Origin of the sequence: Paeniglutamicibacter psychrophenolicus (genome assembly GCF_030812255.1) — a bacterium.
GTDB classification, from domain to species: Bacteria; Actinomycetota; Actinomycetes; order Actinomycetales; family Micrococcaceae; genus Paeniglutamicibacter; species Paeniglutamicibacter psychrophenolicus_A.
Window position 1 is genome coordinate 118446 of the sequence record NZ_JAUSSH010000003.1, and the last position, 19323, is coordinate 137768.

General features: G+C 68.6%; 17 protein-coding genes. 7 read left to right on the forward strand and 10 right to left on the reverse strand.

Annotated elements, in window-relative coordinates:
* Positions 1–36: 36 nt before the first annotated feature.
* Both J2T21_RS06690 and J2T21_RS06695 read left to right on the forward strand, forming a co-directional pair.
* A complete protein-coding gene (locus tag J2T21_RS06690; protein ID WP_071215183.1) occupies positions 37–294 on the forward strand; it encodes a type B 50S ribosomal protein L31 in 258 nt (85 codons plus the stop codon).
* Between the two features lie 154 nt (positions 295–448).
* Positions 449–1516 (forward strand): lipoate--protein ligase family protein, encoded by a 1068-nt coding sequence (locus J2T21_RS06695; protein WP_307579759.1) that lies wholly within the window; start codon positions 449–451, stop codon positions 1514–1516.
* Between the two features lie 66 nt (positions 1517–1582).
* On the opposite strand, the gene mtnN is transcribed toward J2T21_RS06695, so the two are convergent.
* The 5 genes from mtnN to J2T21_RS06720 form a co-directional block, all read right to left on the reverse strand.
* Entirely contained in the window at positions 1583–2353 is a 771-nt protein-coding gene (gene mtnN, locus J2T21_RS06700) for a 5'-methylthioadenosine/S-adenosylhomocysteine nucleosidase (protein ID WP_307579761.1), read from the reverse strand.
* Positions 2350–2817 carry an S-ribosylhomocysteine lyase gene (locus J2T21_RS06705; protein WP_307579763.1) on the reverse strand — a complete coding sequence of 156 codons (468 nt, stop codon included), beginning with the start codon at positions 2815–2817 and terminating at the stop codon, positions 2350–2352. The genes mtnN and J2T21_RS06705 overlap by 4 nt, the downstream gene beginning before the upstream one ends.
* Positions 2818–2986: 169 nt before the next feature.
* Entirely contained in the window at positions 2987–4360 is a 1374-nt protein-coding gene (locus tag J2T21_RS06710; RefSeq protein ID WP_307579765.1) for an NAD-dependent succinate-semialdehyde dehydrogenase, read from the reverse strand.
* Between the two features lie 108 nt (positions 4361–4468).
* Positions 4469–5182 carry a VOC family protein gene (locus tag J2T21_RS06715; protein WP_307579767.1) on the reverse strand — a complete coding sequence of 238 codons (714 nt, stop codon included), beginning with the start codon at positions 5180–5182 and terminating at the stop codon, positions 4469–4471.
* Between the two features lie 92 nt (positions 5183–5274).
* Entirely contained in the window at positions 5275–5928 is a 654-nt protein-coding gene (locus J2T21_RS06720; RefSeq protein WP_307579769.1) for a dihydrofolate reductase family protein, read from the reverse strand.
* 148 nt (positions 5929–6076) lie between these two features.
* On the opposite strand from J2T21_RS06720, the gene J2T21_RS06725 reads away from it, so the two are divergent.
* Together J2T21_RS06725 and J2T21_RS06730 are read left to right on the forward strand one after the other, a co-directional pair.
* A complete protein-coding gene (locus J2T21_RS06725) occupies positions 6077–6508 on the forward strand; it encodes a VOC family protein (RefSeq protein ID WP_307579771.1) in 432 nt (143 codons plus the stop codon).
* A 52-nt stretch (positions 6509–6560) separates the two neighbouring features.
* Positions 6561–7238, forward strand: coding sequence for an NADPH-dependent F420 reductase (locus tag J2T21_RS06730; protein ID WP_307579774.1), 678 nt, complete (start codon positions 6561–6563; stop codon positions 7236–7238).
* Between the two features lie 67 nt (positions 7239–7305).
* Here the strand turns inward: J2T21_RS06730 and pepN are convergent, their stop codons facing one another.
* Both pepN and J2T21_RS06740 read right to left on the reverse strand, forming a co-directional pair.
* Complete coding sequence (gene pepN, locus J2T21_RS06735) at positions 7306–9945, reverse strand: aminopeptidase N (protein WP_307579776.1); 2640 nt, start codon at positions 9943–9945, stop codon at positions 7306–7308.
* 140 nt (positions 9946–10085) lie between these two features.
* Positions 10086–11600, reverse strand: a complete 1515-nt coding sequence (locus J2T21_RS06740; protein WP_307579778.1) for an SDR family NAD(P)-dependent oxidoreductase — start codon at positions 11598–11600, stop codon at positions 10086–10088.
* Between the two features lie 321 nt (positions 11601–11921).
* Between J2T21_RS06740 and trpS the strand changes: the two genes are divergently transcribed.
* On the forward strand, positions 11922–13034 hold the full coding sequence (gene trpS / locus J2T21_RS06745; protein WP_307579780.1) for a tryptophan--tRNA ligase: 1113 nt from the start codon (positions 11922–11924) through the stop codon (positions 13032–13034).
* 178 nt (positions 13035–13212) lie between these two features.
* Here the strand turns inward: trpS and J2T21_RS06750 are convergent, their stop codons facing one another.
* Positions 13213–14025 carry a PspA/IM30 family protein gene (locus J2T21_RS06750; protein WP_307579781.1) on the reverse strand — a complete coding sequence of 271 codons (813 nt, stop codon included), beginning with the start codon at positions 14023–14025 and terminating at the stop codon, positions 13213–13215.
* Between the two features lie 199 nt (positions 14026–14224).
* Between J2T21_RS06750 and J2T21_RS06755 the strand changes: the two genes are divergently transcribed.
* Positions 14225–14872, forward strand: coding sequence for a maleylpyruvate isomerase family mycothiol-dependent enzyme (locus J2T21_RS06755; RefSeq protein ID WP_307579783.1), 648 nt, complete (start codon positions 14225–14227; stop codon positions 14870–14872).
* 177 nt (positions 14873–15049) lie between these two features.
* Here the strand turns inward: J2T21_RS06755 and J2T21_RS06760 are convergent, their stop codons facing one another.
* Together J2T21_RS06760 and J2T21_RS06765 are read right to left on the reverse strand one after the other, a co-directional pair.
* Positions 15050–17131 (reverse strand): acyl-CoA dehydrogenase family protein, encoded by a 2082-nt coding sequence (locus tag J2T21_RS06760; protein WP_307579785.1) that lies wholly within the window; start codon positions 17129–17131, stop codon positions 15050–15052.
* Between the two features lie 107 nt (positions 17132–17238).
* Positions 17239–17952, reverse strand: coding sequence for a TetR/AcrR family transcriptional regulator (locus J2T21_RS06765; protein ID WP_307579786.1), 714 nt, complete (start codon positions 17950–17952; stop codon positions 17239–17241).
* Between the two features lie 71 nt (positions 17953–18023).
* Here J2T21_RS06765 and J2T21_RS06770 point away from each other — a divergent pair, with 71 nt between their 5' ends.
* On the forward strand, positions 18024–19322 hold the full coding sequence (locus J2T21_RS06770) for an acetyl-CoA C-acetyltransferase (RefSeq protein ID WP_307579788.1): 1299 nt from the start codon (positions 18024–18026) through the stop codon (positions 19320–19322).
* Position 19323: the final 1 nt, after the last annotated feature.

A 19323-nucleotide genomic window follows, 5' to 3' on the forward strand; every position in this document is an offset into this window, starting at 1 on the left:
CTGGCAAAATCCAGTGACGTGAACAAAGGTTTTTCCATGAAGGCTGATACCCACCCGCAGTACAACACGATCGTGTTCAACGACCTCGCCTCGGGCGAGAAGTTCCTGACGCGCTCGACCGCGAAGAGCAACAAGACCATCGAGTGGGAAGACGGCAACACCTACCCGGTCATCGACGTCGAAATCTCGGCTGCCTCGCACCCGTTCTACACCGGCAAGCAGCGCATCATGGACTCGGCCGGCCGCGTCGAGCGCTTCAACGCACGCTTCAAGGGCTTCGGCGGCAAGAAGTAATTCTTCCCCCCGCAACGCCTGCGCACGGGACCTTCCCTTCGGGAGGGTCCCGTTGCTGTTTAACCCGCCGTGTCGCACATCCAAAACCGGCCCCGGAGGACGGGTGCCGGGGCCGCTTGGCGGGGTGCGGCACCCGGTGGATAGGATGGAGTCCATGACACAGGGCTATACGCATCATGGTGAATACAAGGTGGTCGGCGGCAAGTTGGTGGTCGTCGACCTGGTCGTGGCGGACGGGAAGATCACCGTCGCCTCGCTGAACGGGGACTTCTTCCTGGAGCCCGACGAGGCACTGGCCGACCTGAACGAGGCCCTGGTCGGCCTGCCGGAAAACGTCGAACACTCCGTGGTGCGCGATGCCGTGGCAGCGGGACTGCGCGAGGGAGCGGTGATGTTCGGGTTCGACGCCGATGCCGTGGCCCGGGTGGTGCGCCGCGCGCTGGGCCACGCGACGTCCTGGGCCGACCACCGGTGGGAAGTCATCGGACCGCAGACCATGCCGATCATCGAGAACGTGGCCCTCGACGAGGTGCTGGCCCGCCAGGTCGCCTCCGGGGAACGCGGGCCGAGCCTGCGCATCTGGGACTGGAACGACTCGGGAGTGGTGATCGGATCCTTCCAGTCGTTGCGCAACGAGGTCGATGCGCAGGCCGCGGCCGAGCACGGCATCCAGGTCATCCGGCGGATCAGCGGGGGAGGCGCGATGTTCATGGAGGCGGGAAACTGCATCACCTACTCGCTCTACCTGCCCTCCTCCCTGGTCGACGGGATGAGCTTTGCCGATTCCTACCCGTTCCTGGACGCCTGGGTCATGGAGGCCCTGGCCTCGGTGGGCGTGCAGGCGCACTACAAGCCGCTGAACGACATCGCCACCGACTCCGGGAAGATCGGCGGGGCCGCGCAGAAGCGGCTGGCCGGCGGCGTGGTGCTGCACCATGTGACCATGAGCTACGACATCGATGCGGAAAAGATGCTCCAGGTGCTGCGCATCGGCCGGGAGAAGATCTCCGACAAGGGCATCGCCTCCGCGGTCAAGCGCGTTGATCCGCTCAAGAGCCAGTCGCGGCTCAGCCGCGCGGAAATCATCTCCGCCATGGTCGACACCTTCACCCGCCGCTACGGCGCTTCCACCGGGGCGGTCGATGCGGCCACGCGGGAGGCCGCCCGCCAGTTGGCTGCCTCGAAGTTCGCCACCGAGGCCTGGACCGCGCGGGTCCCGTAAGGGCGCTGCCAAAAGGCCCACGCGGACCCGGGGATCGCTCGCCCGGGCCCGCGTGGGCACCTGGTCTCAGGCGAAGGCCGGCACGGCCTCCGCGCGCGGGGATCCGGCCAGCTGCCAGGAACCAAGCACCGCGCAGGTGATGGCCGCCGAGCGTTCGGCGGCGTCATCGACGTGGGTAAGGAAGTCCGCGTCGGAGGCGGGCCCGCAGAGGTCGGAGATCCCGCGGATCGCCAGGAACGGGGCGCCGAACGAGGCACAGGTCTGGGCGATCGCCGAGGATTCCATGTCGGTGGCCAGCACGCCGTCGAACTGCTCCTTGATGAGCCCGGAGCGTTCGTAGCCGACGAAGGAGTAGCTGGAGACCAGCAGGCCGTGGTGCACGGTGTTGACGTTGCCGTGCCCGGGGGTGCCGATGTCGCTGGCCTCGAGCAGGGCCTGCGGCACCGGGTAGGAGGCGGGCATGCCCGGGACCTGCCCGAGCTCGTAGCCGAAGGCGCGCGCGTCGGCATCGGCGTTGATGACCACCGATCCGACGACGACGTCTCCCACCCGCACGGTGTCTCCCAGTCCGCCGGCGCTGCCGGCGCTGATGACCAGCGGCGCGGGGACCCCGGGGGCTTCCCGGCCCGCGCGCAGCAGGGCCGCGGTGGCGGCGCCGGTCGCGTTGACCAGGCCGATGCCGCCGCGCACGAAGAGCACGTTCAGCCCGTCAAGGGTGCCGGTGCGCTGGATCGAGTTGCCGATGTGCACTTCTTCGCCCACCGCCGAGGCCCGCTCGAGGAACGGGAGGGTTTCCTCCTCCATGGCGGTGATGACCACGACGTCGATCGGGCTCACGCGGTGACCTGTTCCCACACGGCACGCTGGGCCAGGAAGGCGCGGGCGGCCTCCTGGGCGTCGGCGAGTGAGTGGTTGGCGCCCCAGCCGCACTGGATTTCGTTGGCGGCGGGGACCTCGGTGGCCTTGAGCACATCGGTGAGGGTGGCTTCGATGAGGTTCGCGGTTCCCGGGACGTCGGGTTCGCCCTGCAGGATCAGGTAGTAGCCGGTCTGGCAGCCCATGGGGGAGAAGTCGATGACGGCATCCGAGTGGTTGCGGGAGGACTCGGCGAACAGGTGCTCCAGTGAGTGGATGGCCTTCATGTCCAGGTGGGCGACATTCGGCTGGGTGAATCGCACGTCATATTTGGTAATGACGTCCCCCTGCGGGAGCACCTTGCGGTCCGCGACGCGCACATAGGGTGCCGCGACCGTGCGGTGGTCGAGGTTGAAGGACTCAACATTCATGCGTTCAGGGTTCATGGTTGCGCTTTCCTGCCGGTGTTTTGGTCCCGGGCCTGGTCGGGCGCGGGACTTGCTTCCCCAATTCTATCCGGCGAGTGCTGCGTGGCGGATGCCGATTGCCTCACATCCGGGGGACCCGCGCGGGCCGTGCCACGCCCGGACCGGGAGTGGCACGGCGGGACCCGGGCTAGCCGCGGAAGGTGACCAGCTTGCGGTTCACGAACTCCTCCATGCCGTACTTGCCCAGCTCCCGGCCGACGCCCGAGCGCTTCACGCCGCCGAAGGGCAGCTCGGCGGCGGACCCGCTGGTCTGGTTGATCGAGACCATGCCGACCTCCAGCTGCCGGGCGATGGCGTGCGCCCGGTCCATGTCCTCGGTTTGGATCGAGGCGCCCAGCCCGTAGGCCGAGCTGTTGGCCAGGGCCACCGCCTCCTCGTCGCCGGAGACCTTGTAGAGCACCGCGACCGGGCCGAAGAGCTCCTCGGCGTAGGCGCGCATCTGCGGGGTGACATCGGCCAGCACCGTCGGGGCGAAGAACGACCCCTCGCCCTGAAGGGGAGCGCCGCCGGCGAGCACCGTGGCTCCCTTGTCAATGGCATCCTGCACCTGGGCCGCCAGTCCGTCCCGGGCCGCGGCGGAGGACAGCGGGCCCAGGAAGGTTTCCGGGTGGGCCGGGTCCCCGACCTTGATCCCGGCAACCGCGCCGGTGAAGTCCTCGACGAACTCGTCGTAGACCGATGCGTCGACGATGATGCGCTTGGCGGCGTTGCAGGCCTGGCCGGTGTTGCCGAAGCGGCCCACCATGGCCTGCTTGGCCGCACGCTTCACGTTGGCGTTATCCAGCACCAGGAACGGGTCGGAGCCGCCGAGCTCCAGCACGACCTTCTTCAGGTTGCGTCCGGCGATCTCCGCCACCGCCGATCCGGCGCGCTCGGAGCCGGTGAGCGAGACGCCCTGCACGCGGGGATCGGAGATCACGTCGGCGATCTGGTCGTTGGTGGCGAACACGTTCACGTAGGCGCCCTCCGGGGCCCCGGCGTCGATGAATATCCGCTCCATGGCCAACGCGGATTCGGGGCACTGCGGGGCGTGCTTGAGCAGGATGGTGTTGCCGTTCATCAGGTTTGGCGCGGCGAAGCGGGCGACCTGGTAGTACGGGAAGTTCCACGGCATGATGCCCAGCAGCACGCCCACGCCCTCCTTGCGGATCACCGCGGTGCCGCCGGAGGCCACCTCCAGCTGCTCATCCTGGAGGAACTTCTCGCCGTTGGCCGCGTAGTACCGGTAGATCGACACGGTGATGTCGATTTCCTTGCCGGCCTGGAAGACCGGCTTGCCCATTTCGCGGGTGATGATCGCGGCCAGCTCGTCGCGGCGTTCCTCGTAGAGGTCCGCGACGCGATCCAGCAGGGCCGCGCGGGTGGCGATCCGGGAGGTGTTCCAGGCTCCGAAGGCCGCATGGGCGAGGCCCAGCGCCGCCTGGATGTCGGCATCGGTGGCCGTGGGGTAGGTCGCCTCGACGATGCCGGTGGCGGGGTTGGTGACAGCGTAAACACTCATGGGCACTCCTTGGAACGGCAGAACAGGGTTGTCCTGCCACCGTATGCCACGTGTGCGCCCGATCACCAACCGGCCCCGGGTGCGGCGTGGCCGCCGTGGCGCTTCACGCTAGCTTGCGGGCAGCACGCAGAATTCGTTGCCCGAGGGGTCCTGGTAGATGCGCCAGCGAAGCTCGCCCCAATTCGGGTGCAGTTCCCGCCCGCCGCGGGCAACGATTCCTGCCGCCACCGCCTCGGGGTCCTCGCCCGCTTCCAGGCGCACATCCAGGTGCGTCCGGTTCTTCGCCTCCGCCTTGGGTGTGGGTTCCTGGCACAATGCCAACAGGGGACCGCGCCGCGAGTGGTGGCGAAGGGTCCGCGGGTCCCCGTCCAGCGCGGTCCACCCGGTCAGCCAGGCCCAGAATCCGGCGTCCCTCTCGGGATCGGCGCTGTCCAGGGGAAGGGCGGCGATCGGCCCGGTGTCGCGGTAGGCGGCTCGGTCCTCCATCACGCAGAACGCGTTGGATTCCGGATCGCCCAGCACAACCCACGGGACCTCGCCCTGCCCGATGTCCAGGCGTGTGGCCCCGAGCGCCAGTGCCGCCGCCACCACCGACTCCTGCTCCGGTCCGCCGCGCAGATCCAGGTGCAGCCTCACCGGGTCCCGCGGCGGCTCGGGAACCGGCTGGAAGCACAGATCCAGGGTGGGGCCGCCCGGGAAGGACAGCCGGGTCTCGAAGCCTTCGGGGGTGTCGGTGAGTTGTTCGCAGCCGAGCAATTCCTGCCAAAACAGCCCCAGGCGCCGCGGGTTGACCGCGTCGAAAACGATGTTTTCCAGATACATGGGCCAAGACTACCCCCCGGAGTGACCCGGATGCCCGGGCAACCGGCCCCGGCCCGGGGCTTGGGAGTGCCCCGGCACCCGGAGCAATCTCATCAGTCCCGCAGCAGCCGCACGTGGAAGGCGCCCTCGCCCGGTTGCGACTCGGCCACCCGGTAGCCGTCCGCGGCCAAGTTGCCGGTGAACAGCCTTTCGCCGGCGCCCAGCAGCACCGGGGCGAAGGCCAGGTGTAGCTCGTCCACCAGCCCGGCGGCCACCGCCTCGCGCACCGTGGCCACACCGCCGCCAAGACGGATGTCGGCGCCGTGTGCGGCGTTGCGGGCCGCTTCGAGCGCTGCGGGCAACCCGTCGGTCACGAAGTGGAAGGTGGTGCCGCCGGACATCGGAAGCGGATCGCGGGGATGGTGTGTGAGCACGAAGACGTCGTGCCCGTAGGGCGGGGATTCGCCCCACCAGCCGCGCCAGGAGGCGGCTTTGTCGTCGGCGTCCCAGGGTCCGCGGATGGGCCCGAACATGTTCCTGCCCATGACGGTGGCGCCGATGCCCGTATCCCCGGCCCGCAGCCACGCATCGTCCGTTCCGGTGCTGCCACCGGGTTCTCCGCTGCGCTCGTGCCAGCAGGCGGTGGAGAACACCCACCCGTGCAGCTCCTCCCCGCGCACGCCGAGCGGGTCGTCGATGCCCTGGTTGATGCCGGCGCCGTAGCCGTCGATCGAGACGCTGAAATTGTGGACCCTGACCCGAGACATGGTTAGCCCGCTTTCTTCCCGGTTCCGGTGGGTTGGTGCCGTGGTGCCTCCAACACCTGACAGGGCCCAGACTACGTTCGGCCGGTGCGTGCGGCAATGCCCGGCGGCAGCCCTTGTGCCGGGATCTCCGGCGGAATAGCGTGTGCCCATGGACCTCTCTATTCAGATCACCGTCGACAGCGCCAACCCGCACCGGCAGGCCGTGTGGTGGGCCGAAACGCTCGGCTGGACCGTGGAACCCAGCGACCCGGACTTCATCCAGAAAATGATCGACGAGGGCCATGCCAGCGAGGACGAGACCTTGATCTTCGACGGCGGGCTCGCGTGGCGCAGCGGGGCCGGGATCTGCCCGCTGGACCAGCTGGGGAAGGTGCCGCGCCAGCGGATCCTCTTCCAGCTGGTGCCCGAGGCCAAGACCGTGAAGAACCGGGTCCACCTCGACCTTGACCTGGGCGACATCGAGGAGGTGCGCGGCAAGCTGTTGGCCCGCGGGGCGACGTTCCTGCACGCCGCCGCGCAGGGCCCCTTTACCTGGTACACGCTGGCCGACCCGGAGGGCAACGAGTTCTGCATCCGCTAGGCCCGCCCGTGGACCTGTCCAAAACCCCCATGCCAAACAGGAAGTTGCCACCATGAAGATTGCGGTGTTCGGGACCGGCACAGTCGGACGCACGCTCGCGGCGCGGCTGGCCGAGCTTGGACACGACGTCACCCTCGGCACGCGCGACCCGGCGGCAACCACCTCGCGCACCGGGCCCGGTGCCACGGGCGCCGCGCCGTTTGCAGACTGGGCGGCGGGGAACCCCGGAATCCTCCCGGCGACCTTCGCCGACGCCGCTGCCGGCGCCGAGCTGGTCGTCAACGCCACCCGCGGGGCCGCGTCCCTGGACGTGCTGGCCCTGGCCGGGGCCGGCAACCTCGGGGGAAAGATCATCCTGGACGTTGCCAACCCGCTGGATTTCGGCCACGGGATGCCGCCGACCCTGCTGGTCAAGGACAGCGATTCCCTCGGGGAGCAGATCCAGCGCGCCTATCCCGCGGCCCGGGTCGTCAAATCCCTCAACACCCTCACCGCCGGGCTGATGGCCTACCCGGCGCGGCTGCCCGAACCGGGCACGGTCTTCATCTCCGGGAACGATTCGGACGCCAAGGACACCGTCGCCGGGCTACTGGCCGACTTCGGCCACCGGGACGTGATCGACCTGGGCGACATCACCACCGCACGCGGTGCCGAAATGCTCATGCCGATTTGGTTGCGTCTCTGGGGCGCGCTGGGGAGCTCGGAGTTCAACTTCAAGATCGTCCGCTGAGCCGCGGCCATCGCGCCGGCCGGGCCCCGGGGTCCGGCGGGCGCGCTGTTCCCGAAACTTCGCGAAGCTAGCCGGCGCTCAGGGCCTGGGCGGCCAGGGATCGGGCGAGGGAGTCGCGTTGCTCGAGCAGGATCCGGCGCAGCGCCCGCGGGGCGTCGGGGGTTTGCTCCAGCCAGGCATCCAGCCGGGCCATGACCGGGTGCACGCCGTCGCCGGCCAGGTCCTGGGCGGCGGGGAAGAGCCCGGAAATCACGCGAGTGGCCATGCCGATGCTCATCGATTCCCAGATGCCCTCGAGTGCCGGCCAGTATTCCTCGTAGTGCCCGTCGAGCAGCTCGTGGGGCCCGAGCAGGAAGCCGGCGGCGGTCGCGGAGACCGCCTCGTTGGACAGGGCGGAGCCATCGGCGTCCACCCCGGTGAGCACCGCGTGGAACGCGGCCTGCTTCACGGCAGGTTGCGGGCGCGCGGCCAGGGACAGCAGGCGCCCGGCGGTGGCCACGGCCGAGGGGTGCGCGAGCGCGTCGGCCTCGAGCCGGGCCAGGGAGGCCTCGTCCAGGGTTCCGCCGGCGGCCTTGGCCGCCCACAGGGCCCAGCGCAGCTCCTCGTCAAGTTCCAGGCCCGCGAAGCGTTCCTCGCCGGCCAGCAGGGAATCGACGATGTCCCCGGCAACCGAACCGCGGGCCAGCACGGCCAGGGCGCGGGCCGCGGCGACCTGGGCGTCGCTTCCCGGTGCGGCACGATCCAGCCATGCGGTGATGGCCTCGGCCAGGGCCCGGCGCTCGGCATCCCGCAGCGCCGGCGGCAGGTAGTGGGTGATGGCGGTGGTGGCCTGGGTGAGCAGCTGCGCAAAGACCGAGACCTCGGTGACCGATTCGGCGTGGGCGCGCACCGCGGCCAGGAACTCGGGGGCCGGCAGCTTCGCGTCGCGCACCATGTTCCACAGCGCGGCCCAGCAGGTGGCCCGAGCCAGCGGATCGGCCAGCGTGCCCAGGTGGCCCAGCAGCGTGGCCAGGGAGACCGGATCGAAGTCCACCATGGCGTAGGTGTCGTCCCCGTCGTTGGGCAGGATCAGGTCCGGGCGCTCGGCCCCGGCCAGGAAGGGCAGGTCCACACCGCTTCCGGCCAATTCCACCCGGTGGGTTGCGGTGCGGGCCAGGGCGCCGTCGATGATCTTGAACAGGCCCACGTTCAGCACGTGCGGGTGGGTGATGGGGATCCCGGTGATCGGGTCGGAGCCCGATTGGGTGAGCGTTGCGGCGGTGATCTTCCCGTCGGCCAGCTGCAGGTCCAGGCCCAGGCGCGGGACCCCGGCGGTCTTCAGCCACGCGTCGGCCCACGCGCCCATGTCGCGGCCCGAGGCCGCCTGAAGGGCGGAGAGGAAATCGGTGAGCGTGGTGTTGGCGTATTCGTGGGCGCGGAAATAGGTGCGCGCGGCGTCACGGAAGGCCTCGGCCCCCACGTAGGCGGCCAGCTGCTTGAGCACGGATGCGCCCTTGGCGTAGGTGATGCCGTCGAAGTTCTGCTTCGCTGCCTCCAGGTCGGTGATGTCCGCGACGATGGGGTGCGTGGAGGGCAGCTGGTCGGCCACGTAGGCCCAGCCCTTGCGGCGGTTGGCGAAGGTGGTCCAGGCGGTGGTGAATTCGGTGGCCTCGGCGTTGGCCAGGGTGCCGATGTAGTCGGCGAAGGACTCCTTGAGCCACAAATCGTCCCACCAGCTCATGGTGACCAGGTCGCCGAACCACATGTGGACCATCTCGTGCATCAGCGTGTTTGAGCGCTGCTCGTGCTGCGCCTCGGTGGCCCGGGATGTGAAGAGGTAGTTCTCGGTGAAGGTGACCAGCCCGGGGTTTTCCATGGCGCCGAGGTTGTATTCGGGCACGAACGCCGAGTCGTACTTGCCCCACGGATAGGGGTAGTCGAAGAGCTCGTGGAAGTAGTCCAACCCCGTCTTGGTCAGCGCCAGGATGTTTTCCGGATCGAAGTGCTCCGCCAGCGAGGCGCGGCAGGTGGCGTTCAGCGGGATCACCAGTTCCGTGCCGTCTGCCAGGGTGCGGGAGTAGGAATCGGTGGCCACGAAGTAGGGTCCGGCGAGCACCGTGGTGATGTAGGTGGAGATCGGCAGGGTCGGGGCGAAGTGCGTGGTCGCGGTGCCGTCCCCGTGGTCCTGGACGCGGGCGGGGGCCTGGTTGGACCCGACGTGCCAGCCTTCGGGGGCGCACACGACGAAGGTGAAGGGCGCCTTGAGGTCGGGCTGTTCGAAGTTTGCGTAGACGCGTCGGGCATCTGCTGGTTCGAACTGGGTGTAGCAGTAGGTCTGCCCGTCGGCCGGGTCCACGTAGCGGTGCAGTCCCTCGCCGCTGCGCGAGTACCGCGCGTGCCCATCGACGATGAGCGTGTTGGGGGAGTCCACGCCCTGGATCAGGTTCTCGAGGTAGATGCGGGAGCCGGCGACGGCCTGCCCCGGGTCGACGGGGGCGCCGTTGAGCGTGATCGACTCGATGGATTCGTGGATGAAGTCCAGGAAGGTGCCGGAGGTGCCGTGGGCCTCGAGAACCAGCGTGGTCCTGGAGCGGTATCCGCTCACGGCCGGGTCCTGCGCGGCCGAGAGATCGAGCTCCACTCGGTAGGAGAGCACCTTCAGGGTTTGGGCGCGCCATGCCGCCTCGTCGCGTGAAAGGTTTTCGTTCGGGCCCGGGGTTCTAGTCATGTGATCCACCAGACCATTCAAACATGAAACGAGCGTTTGACAACGTCCGGGCGCCGGGCCCGCGCATTGGCCGCAGGGGAACGCGCACCGCCTCGTGGCCGGCCGTCGAACGGCGGCCGGCCACCGGGTGCATCAAACTCCTACCAGGGGGAGGGCTCGTAGTCCTTCAGGAAGCAGCCATAGAGGTCGATGCCGCGTTCACCGTCGACGATGGGCTGGTAAACGCGGGCCGCGCCGTCGATCAAGTCCAGCGGCGCGTGCCAGCCCTCGGCAACCATGCGGACTTTGGAATCGTGCGGACGCTCGTCGGTGATCCACCCGGTGTCCACCGCCGACATGAGGATCCGGTCGGTTTGGAGCATTTCCTCGGCGCTGGTGCGCGTGAGCATGTTCAGCGAGGCCTTGGCCATGTTGGTGTGCGGGTGCCCGGCGCCCTTGTAGCGACGGGAGAACTGCCCCTCCATGGCCGAGACGTTCACGATGTACTTGCGGTGCGCGTCCGAGGCCGCCAGCGCCGGGCGCAGCCGCGAGGCCAGCAGGAAGGGAGCGGTGACGTTGCACAGCTGCACCTCGAGCATTTCCAGCGCGTCCACGTCGCCCAGGATCTGCGTCCAGGAGTTCTCGGTGACCACGTCCGGGACCATCCCGCCGGCATCGATCGCGGTGCCGGCGGCAATGCGCTCCAGCGAGGCCGAGCCCGCGGTCATGGCCAGGTCGGCAACCGCCTGCGCGTCGTAGTTGGTCGGTGTGGCAGGGACCAACAGCGCCGAATCCTCCAGGCGGAAGGCGCTGGCCAGGGCCTTGGGATGCTCGGAGGGTGGATTGGCCTCGCCCCAGACCTCCGGGCCGCCGTGCGCGAACTCGAGCTCGGCCGGCAGCGGCTGGTTCTCGGACTCGATCAGGTGCAGGTAGGAGTTCGAGGTGCGGCGCACGGTCTGCGCGGCGTTGTTGATCAGGATGTCCAGCGGGCCCTCGGCGGCGACGCGGTCGGCCAGCGAGATCACCTGGGAAGGGTCGCGCAGGTCGATGCCGACGATGCGCAGGCGGTGGATCCAGTCGGCGGAGTCCTCCAGCGCGGCAAAGCGGCGAGCGGCGTCGCGCGGGAAACGCGTGGTGATGGTCGTGTGGGCGCCGTCGCGCAGCAGGCGCAGGGCGATGTGCATGCCGATCTTGGCACGCCCGCCGGTGAGCAGTGCGCGCTTGCCGGTCAAATCCGCGCGGGCGTCGCGGCGTTCGCGGCCGGCGGCGGCGCATTCCGGGCAAAGGTAGTGGTGGAAGGCGTCCACGGTGGTGTAGCGCTGCTTGCAGATGTAGCAGCCGCGCGGCTTGATGTACTCCCCGGCGGTGTGCTCGTCGGTCGGGGTGCTCAAGTCCAGACCGAGGGTCTCGTCGTCCAGGCGCTGCGGGGAACCGGTGGCGGTGCGTTCGACCACGGCGCGGTCGGCGGCGTTGATGGCCGAGCGCTTCTCGTTCTTGCGGTGCCGCTTGGCGGACTTGAACATCTTGCCGGTGGCCCGGCGCACGGCAATGTGCCGTTCGTCCTCGGCGTCCAACCGGTGCACCTGGCCAAGCACCTTCAGTGCCGTCTCAAGTTCCTCGGCGGTGAAAAGTTCGTCATTGCCGGCCGCATCGGCCGCAGGATAATTCTCAGTCATGTCGGCATCAAGTCTACCGGCAGTGGCACCGGGTGGATTTTCCGGATTCGGAAAGATCCGAACGGCGTACCGGCCGCGCGCCGCCGCCGGTACGCCAGCGCTCGAAGGCAGCAACGTCGTCCAGGGGACGGATGGCGCTGACATGCGGTAGCGTGTTCCCATGAATCATTCACAGCTGGCTTGGTGGCGTTCCGACTAGGAACAGCCCTGCCTCGTGAAAGACCACGGCCGTTCGCACTGGACGGCCATTTTTGTGCCCTGCAACAAGGGGCGGGATATCGGCCGGACCGGCCGCAACCTTCCCGCAACTAGGAGCACAACATGCAAGAACACCCGGAAACCACTTCATCCGAAAAACCCGAAGCGCCCCGACACGAGACCGGTCTGGCCGGAACCGATGCCGTCGACAAGAATGCCGCGCTCGAACAACGGATCCTCGCCGATCCGGGCCGTTTCCGGGTCATGACAGGCGACCGGCCAACAGGTCGGCTGCATCTGGGCCACTATTTCGGCACGCTGCAGAACCGGGCCCGGCTCCAGGAACTCGGCGTCGAGTCCTTCGTTCTCGTCGCCGACTACCAGGTGCTGACCGACCGGGACGTGGCCGATAACCTGCCCGAATCCGTCGAGGGGCTGGTCCTGGACTACCTGGCCGTCGGCATCGACCCGGCGCGCACTACGATCTACGCCCACAGTGCCGTCGCCGCGCTGAACCAGCTGATGCTTCCATTTCTGTCGCTGGTGACGGTGGCGGAGCTGGGACGGAACCCCACGGTCAAGGACGAGGTCGCACATTCGAGGCAGGCATCGGTCAGCGGGCTGATGTTCACCTACCCGGTTCACCAAGCGGCCGACATCTTGTTTTGCAAGGCCAACTTGGTGCCCGTCGGCCAAGACCAGCTTCCCCACCTCGAGCTGACGCGCACCATTGCGCGGCGGTTCAACGCCCGGTACGCGCCCGAGACCGGGATCTTCCCGGAGCCCGAGGCCTTGCTCTCGGCCGCCCCGCTGCTTCTGGGCACCGACGGCGGCAAGATGAGCAAGAGCCGGGGCAACGCCGTCGCTCTGGCGGACGATGCCGATCAGACCGCGCGACTGATCCGCGGGGCCAAGACCGACTCCATCAGGCACATCACCTACGCGCCGGCCACCCGCCCCGAGGTCTCCAGCCTTGTCCTGCTTGCCGCGCTGTGCCTGGGGCGTGATCCCCGCGAGGTTGCCGATGAGATTGGTACAGGGGGTGCCGGCTTGTTGAAACGGACGGTGACCGAGGCCGTCAACGAATACCTGGCCCCGATCCGGGCACGTCGGACGGCCTACGCGCAGGAGCCCGGCTTTGTGCGCAGCATCCTCAAGGAAGGCAACGAACGCGCCAGGGCCGTCGCCGAAGAAACCCTGGACGAGGTCAGGCGGGCCATGGGGACTTCCTACTGAGGCGACCGACCGGATGCCGGGCCACGATGGCTGGGTGCTTGGCGCACCCTCGATGACACCACGATGCCCGTGCCGGGAAACGGCGTCTGCGGGGCAAAGCACAGGTGGCGGATGCGAGTCGTTCGCATCCGCCACCTGTGGTTCCCTGTCCGGGGCCGCGGCCCTCCCGGGTCGGGTGTTACTGGTTCTTGGCCTTCAGCTCCGCCAGGCGGGCCTCGACCTCGGACACCGCCGGGGCGTCCTCAAGCTGGGCGGCGGCGTGTCCCTGTTCCAGGATGTTGTTCTCGGCCTTCATGGCCGCCAGGCGTGCCTCGACCTCGGTGGACTCGCCGAGATCCTCCAGGGAGGCGAACTGCGCATCCAGGGAGGACGAGGCAAGTTCTGCCGCACCGCGCACGCGTGCCTCGTCGGAGCGGATCTTGGCTTCGAAGCGGCCGATCTCGGAGGTCGGATCGCTCATATCCAGGGCCTTGACCGCGTCCATCATCTGGCCCTGGGTCTTGGCGTTGCGGGCACGGGCCACCAGCTCGTCGCGCTTGGCCACCAATTCCTGGCGCTTGGTGGACATGGTGTTCAGCCCGGTCTTGAGCTGCTCGACGACCTGGCGCTGCGAGGCGATGTTCGGCTCGGCGTTGGCGGCCTGCTTTTCGCTGGACATCTGGCGCTGGATGGCAACGGTGGCCAGCTTGTTGAACTTCTCGGCGTTGGCGCTGTCGCCGGCGGCCGAGTATTCCTCGGCCTTGTTCGAGGCGGCCAGGGCCTTTGCGCCCCACTCGCGGGCGTCGTTCACCGCGGTCTTGTAGTCGTCCTCGAGCATGCGCAGGTTGCCGATGGTCTGGGCCACCGCGGTTTCGGCCTTGGCGATGTTGTCGGAGTAGTCGCGCACGTTTTGGTCCAGCATCTTCTGCGGATCTTCCAGCGCGTCCAATGCCGCGTTGGCGTTGGACTTTCCGATGCGGAACAGTCGTGCAAATATCGAGTTCTTCTTCATGGGGGGAGCGTTGCCCTTTCATAAGCCGCGTTGGAATAACTCTATGCGACACGCGGCCCCGACTGAACCCGGGACCATGGATTCCCTGGAGTCGAGGGGCATCTGCGGCGAGCCGGGCTGGACGTAGTGGCCGACATCAGGTGGATCGGACGTCAGGGGGATTGTTGCCTTGGGGCGTCGCAACTGCTTGGGTGGAGCCATGACCCCTCGACCGAGCTCCGTGATCTGGCCCGTCGTTCACCGGGAGCGGCTGGCCTTGGCCAACGACCTGGAAATGCTGGCGCCCGGGCGCTGGGAGACGCCGTCGCTGTGCCCCGGCTGGTCCGTGCACGACGTACTGGCCCACCTTGTCGACTCCGCCAAGACCACCCGGATGGGATTCGTCCGCCGCATGTTCGCTGCGGGCTTTGACTTCGACAAGGACAACGCCGTGGGTCTCGCCGGGGAACGCTGCCCGGACCCGGCCCTGACGCTGGCCGCGTTCCGCACGGTGCTCACGCGTACCAGCACCCCGCCGGCGGCCTTGCCCACGCGCCTGGTGGAGGCTTTCGTACACGGGGAAGACATTCGCCGTCCGTTGGGAATCCGGAGCGACTACCCGGCCGCGCACGTGGCCACGGCGTTGGAATACCAGGTGCGGACCAGCACCAAGATCGGTGGCGGCAAGGAACTCGCCGCAGGGTTCAGGCTGGTCGCCACTGACGACGGGTTCGAGCACGGTTCCGGGGACCTGCTGGTTCGCGGCCCGGCGATTTCCTTGCTGCTGGCGGTTTCCGGCCGGCCCTTGGCGGTGGATGAAGTCTCCGGACCGGGTGCGGCGGCCTTCGCGACGCACGCCGGATCCTGAAGCGGGTTCGGAAGTCCTTGATCCACGGGGAGCCACGGGGAGCCACTGCGGAACGCGCCTGATGCGGGCCGACCACGAGATCCAGGGAAAGCCGATCGGGGAGTGCGGTGAGGACCGAGGGGCAGTCGATTGCCTGTTGGACCGCGCCGCACTCCCCGTCGGGGATGGGTGCCGGGGCTACTTCTTGGCCGACGTGTGGTGCGCGGCCTTCTTGGCAGCCTTCTCGCGCGCGATCAGCACCTTTTCGTCAACCGGGGCATCGGCGCTGGCCCGCAGCTTGCGGTAGTACTCGGCGGCCTCGTCCTGGCGTTCTGCTTCCCCTCCGTCGGCGATCTTCGCGCGCAGGTGCTCCGGTCCGTAGCCGAAGGCATCGACCAGGTCCTGGGCGTGCGGGCGCAGCCGGGCGAGCAGGATGTTGATGTAGCCGGTGAGCGTGCGGGCCCGCTGCATCGACAGGCGCCCGTTCATCAGGTACCAGCCGAGGTTCTCCTCGATGAGGGTCAGCGCGTACACGTCGCGCAGCCAGGTCAGCACCGTGCGGGTCCCGGCGTCGGAGGTGTTGCCCAGGGCCGTGGTGAAGGCCTCCCAGCGCAGCAGTTCGCCATGCGCGCGGGCCGCGGCGATCAGCGCGTCCTGCTTCTCGTTGAAGGCGGCGGCGGAGGCCGCGCGGTCCTTGGTGTTGACCCCGCGCAGCGCGTCGGCGATCTCGGCGACCATGGTGTTGATCCGGTCGGTGAGCAGGGCGCGCTGGTTGGATTCGTCCTTGAAGAAGTTTGCGCTCTTGCGCTCGTCCCCGGTGTCGGCGACGGCCTGGGCGACCGAACGCAGCCCGGTGCGGTGCAGCGCGACGTTTTCGGCCTGCTTGACCACGTAGCGGGCCAGCACCCCGGCGTCGAGCTTGCGGAACTCCTGGCCGTAGTCGGTCAGCAGCCGCTTGCCCACCAACTGCAGCAGCACGTTGTTGTCGCCCTCGAAGGTGACGTAGATGTCCAGGTCCGCGCGCAGGGCGGTGAAGCGGTTCTCGGCAATGAATCCGGCGCCGCCGCAGGCCTCGCGGGCCTCCTGCAGGGTATCCAGTGCGTCCCAGGTGCTCAGCGGCTTCAGTGCCGCGGCCAGGGTCTCGAGGTCCTGGCGGTCCGCATCGGTGTCGGTGGCCCCGGAGAAGACGTCGTCGAACTTCGCCAGCAGTTCCTCGTGGGCGAAGGACGCGGCATAGGTGCGGGCCAGGCGGGGGATGAGCCGGCGCTGGTGGCGCTGGTAGTCCATGATGTTCTCCTCCTGGATGTCGGAGGAGGCGTTGAACTGGCGGCGCTGGTTGCCGTAGGTCACGGCGATCTGCAGGGCGATCTTGGAGGCGGCGGTGGCGGCGCCGTCCAGCGAGACGCGGCCCTGGACCAGGGTGCCGAGCATGGTGAAGAAGCGCCGTCCGGGGGAGTGGATGGGCGAGGAGTAGGTGCCGTCCGCGGTGACGTCGCCGTAGCGGTTGAGCAGGTTGGTGCGCGGGATGCGGACGTTGGTGAAGTGCAGCCGTCCGTTGTCGATGCCGTTGAGTCCGCCCTTGAGTCCGTCGTCCTGTCCGCCGATTCCCGGCAGGAAGCCGTTCTCGTCCCGGATGTCGACGTAGAAGGCGTGCACGCCGTGGTTCACGCCGCCGGTGATGAGCTGGGCGAAGACCACCGCGGCCTTGCCGTGGACCCCGGCGTTGCCCAGGAATTCCTTCCAGGCGGCCTTGAAGGGGGTGTTGATGACGAATTCCTGCGCCTGGGCATCATAGGTGGCGGTGGTGCCGATGGAGGCGACGTCCGAGCCGTGCCCGATCTCGGTCATCGCGAAGGCCCCGGGGATTTCCAGGTTCATGATGCCCGGCAGCCACTTGTCGTGGTGTTCTGCGGTGCCCAGGTGCAGCACCGCGCAGCCGAACAGGCCCCACTGGACGCCGGCCTTGATCTGCAGGGACGGGTCGGCGGTGACCAGTTCCTCGAAGCTGGCGATGGAGCCGCCGTGGTTGTCTTCGCCGCCCAGTCGCGCGGGGAAGGCCCGGTGCACGGCCTTGGCGTTGACCAGTTCGTGCAGCTGGGTGAAGACGCGTTCGCGGTGCTCGTCCATGGACAGCCCGGGGGTTCCGCGCACGGCCTCGGTGCCGGCCAGGGCACGGGCTTCCTTGCGGATCCCCGCCCAGCGGCCCAGCAGCTGTTCGCCGAGGGATGCCACGTCGATGGTGACGTCGGCGGTGTCGAGGGTGATTTGTTCCTGGGTCACTGGCGTATCTGCCTTTCGGTTGTGCTGCCCTCGCGGTGCGGGGGAACTGACGCTGGATTTCTTGGATGTTTGGTGGTCGTCTCGCCGTGGGGCAAGGGGCTTGCGGGCTAGGGGCGTTCGAGTGTGGCCTGTGACGCCACGCCGTGGGTGAGCCACAGGGTCAGGCTCCGGGCGAGTTCCTCGATGCCGGGGCGTCCGGGGCCCTCGGGTGCGCGCAGCCACAGTTCGCCGGCGGCGCGGACCATGCCGATCGATGCGCGCGGCCAGAGCTCGAGGGCGGGGCTGGCCTGTTCGCCGGGCCCGACGCCCATGTAGGCGTGCATGCGTTCGCGCATCATCGTTGCCAGGTCCTCGAAGAAGTCGTTCAGTGCTCCGTCGCGGACCTGCCCCCCGGCACCGGCCGGGTCGGTCAGCACGTCCGTTGCGGGGCTGGCGGTGACGAAGAAGTAGATGTTCGGGGAGGTCGCGGCCATCCGCAGGTAGGCCAGCACCATGGCGTGCAATGCGTCGCCCTCGCCGCTGGACTTGAGGGCCGCGGCGATCACCTCGGTGCGGAAGTTGGTGATGACGTACTGGCCCAGCGCCTGGCGCAGTCCCTCCTTGTCGCCGAAGTAGCGGTAGAAGACGGACTTGGAGGTGTTCGCCTGCGCGGCGATCTCCTCCATGGAGGCGCCGGGGCCCAGCCGGTGGATGGTGTGCCGGGCGAGCTTGATCAGTTCCAGGCGCCGCGCGGCCCGGTGGGCATCCCAGCGCGCCGAACGGCCATCGCCTGCTGCCTGCATGGAGGTGCCCGCGGTGTCGGGGGCTTGTGGGTTGTTCACGATACCCAGCGTATCAGGTACGCTGGGTATCAGTAACTCACCTCACATCTGCCCCCAGGAGCAACATCAGCATGTCCGACCAGACCCAAGCCATTCGCCCGGCCGTCATCATCGGCGGAAACCGCATCCCCTTCGCCCGTTCCAACGGCGCCTACTCCAAGGCCAGCAACCAGGACATGCTCACCGCCGCACTCGACGGGCTCATCGCCCGCTTCGGCCTGCAGGGCCAGCGCCTCGGCGCCGTTGCCGCCGGCGCGGTGCTCAAGCACTCCAAGGACTTCAACCTGGTGCGCGAATGCGTGCTCGGCACCTCGCTCTCGGCCCAGACCCCGGCCTACGACGTCCAGATGGCCTGCGCCACCGGCATGGAGGCCATCGGCTCGCTGGCCAACAAGATCAAGCTGGGCCAGATCGACTCGGGCATCGGCGGCGGCGTGGACACCACCTCGGATGCCCCGATCGCGGTCTCCGAGGGCCTGCGCGCGGTCCTGATGGATCTTTCCCGCGCCCGCACCACCGGCGCGAAGCTCAAGGCGGTCTCCAGGTTCCGCCCGCGCGATTTGGCACCGAACGCGCCGGGCACCGGCGAACCGCGCACCGGCCTGTCGATGGGCGACCACCAGGCGATCACCACCAAGGCCTGGAACATTTCCCGCGCCGCCCAGGACGAGCTCGCCCTGGCCAGCCACAAGAACCTCGCGGCCGCCTACGAGCGGAACTTCTTCGACGACCTCATCACCCCGTTTGCCGGGGTCTCGAAGGACACCAACATGCGCGCCGACTCGACCCTGGAAAAGCTCGCCTCGCTCAAGCCGGCCTTCGGCAAGAACCTGGGCGCAGAGGCGACGATGACCGCCGGCAACTCCACCCCGCTGACCGACGGGGCCTCGGCCGTGCTGCTGGGCTCGGAGGACTACGCCCGCGAGCACGATTTGCCGATGCTGGCGAACTTCGTGGACTTCGAGGCCGCCGCAGTGGACTTCGTGCACGGGGCCGAGGGCCTGCTCATGGCACCGACCTACGCCGTGGCCCGCATCCTGGAGCGCAACAACCTCTCGCTGCAGGACTTCGACTTCTACGAGATCCACGAGGCCTTCGCCGGCACCGTGCTGGCCACGCTGGCCGCCTGGGAAGATGCCGAATTCTGCAAGAACAAGCTCGGCCTTCAGGCACCGCTGGGCGCCATCGACCGCTCCAGGCTCAACGTCAACGGCTCCTCGCTGGCCGCCGGGCACCCGTTCGCCGCCACCGGCGGGCGCATCGTGGCCTCGCTGGCGAAGATGCTCCATGAGAAGGGGTCGGGCCGCGGCCTGGTCTCCGTGTGCGCCGCCGGCGGACAGGGCGTCGTGGCGATCCTGGAGGCACGCTGAT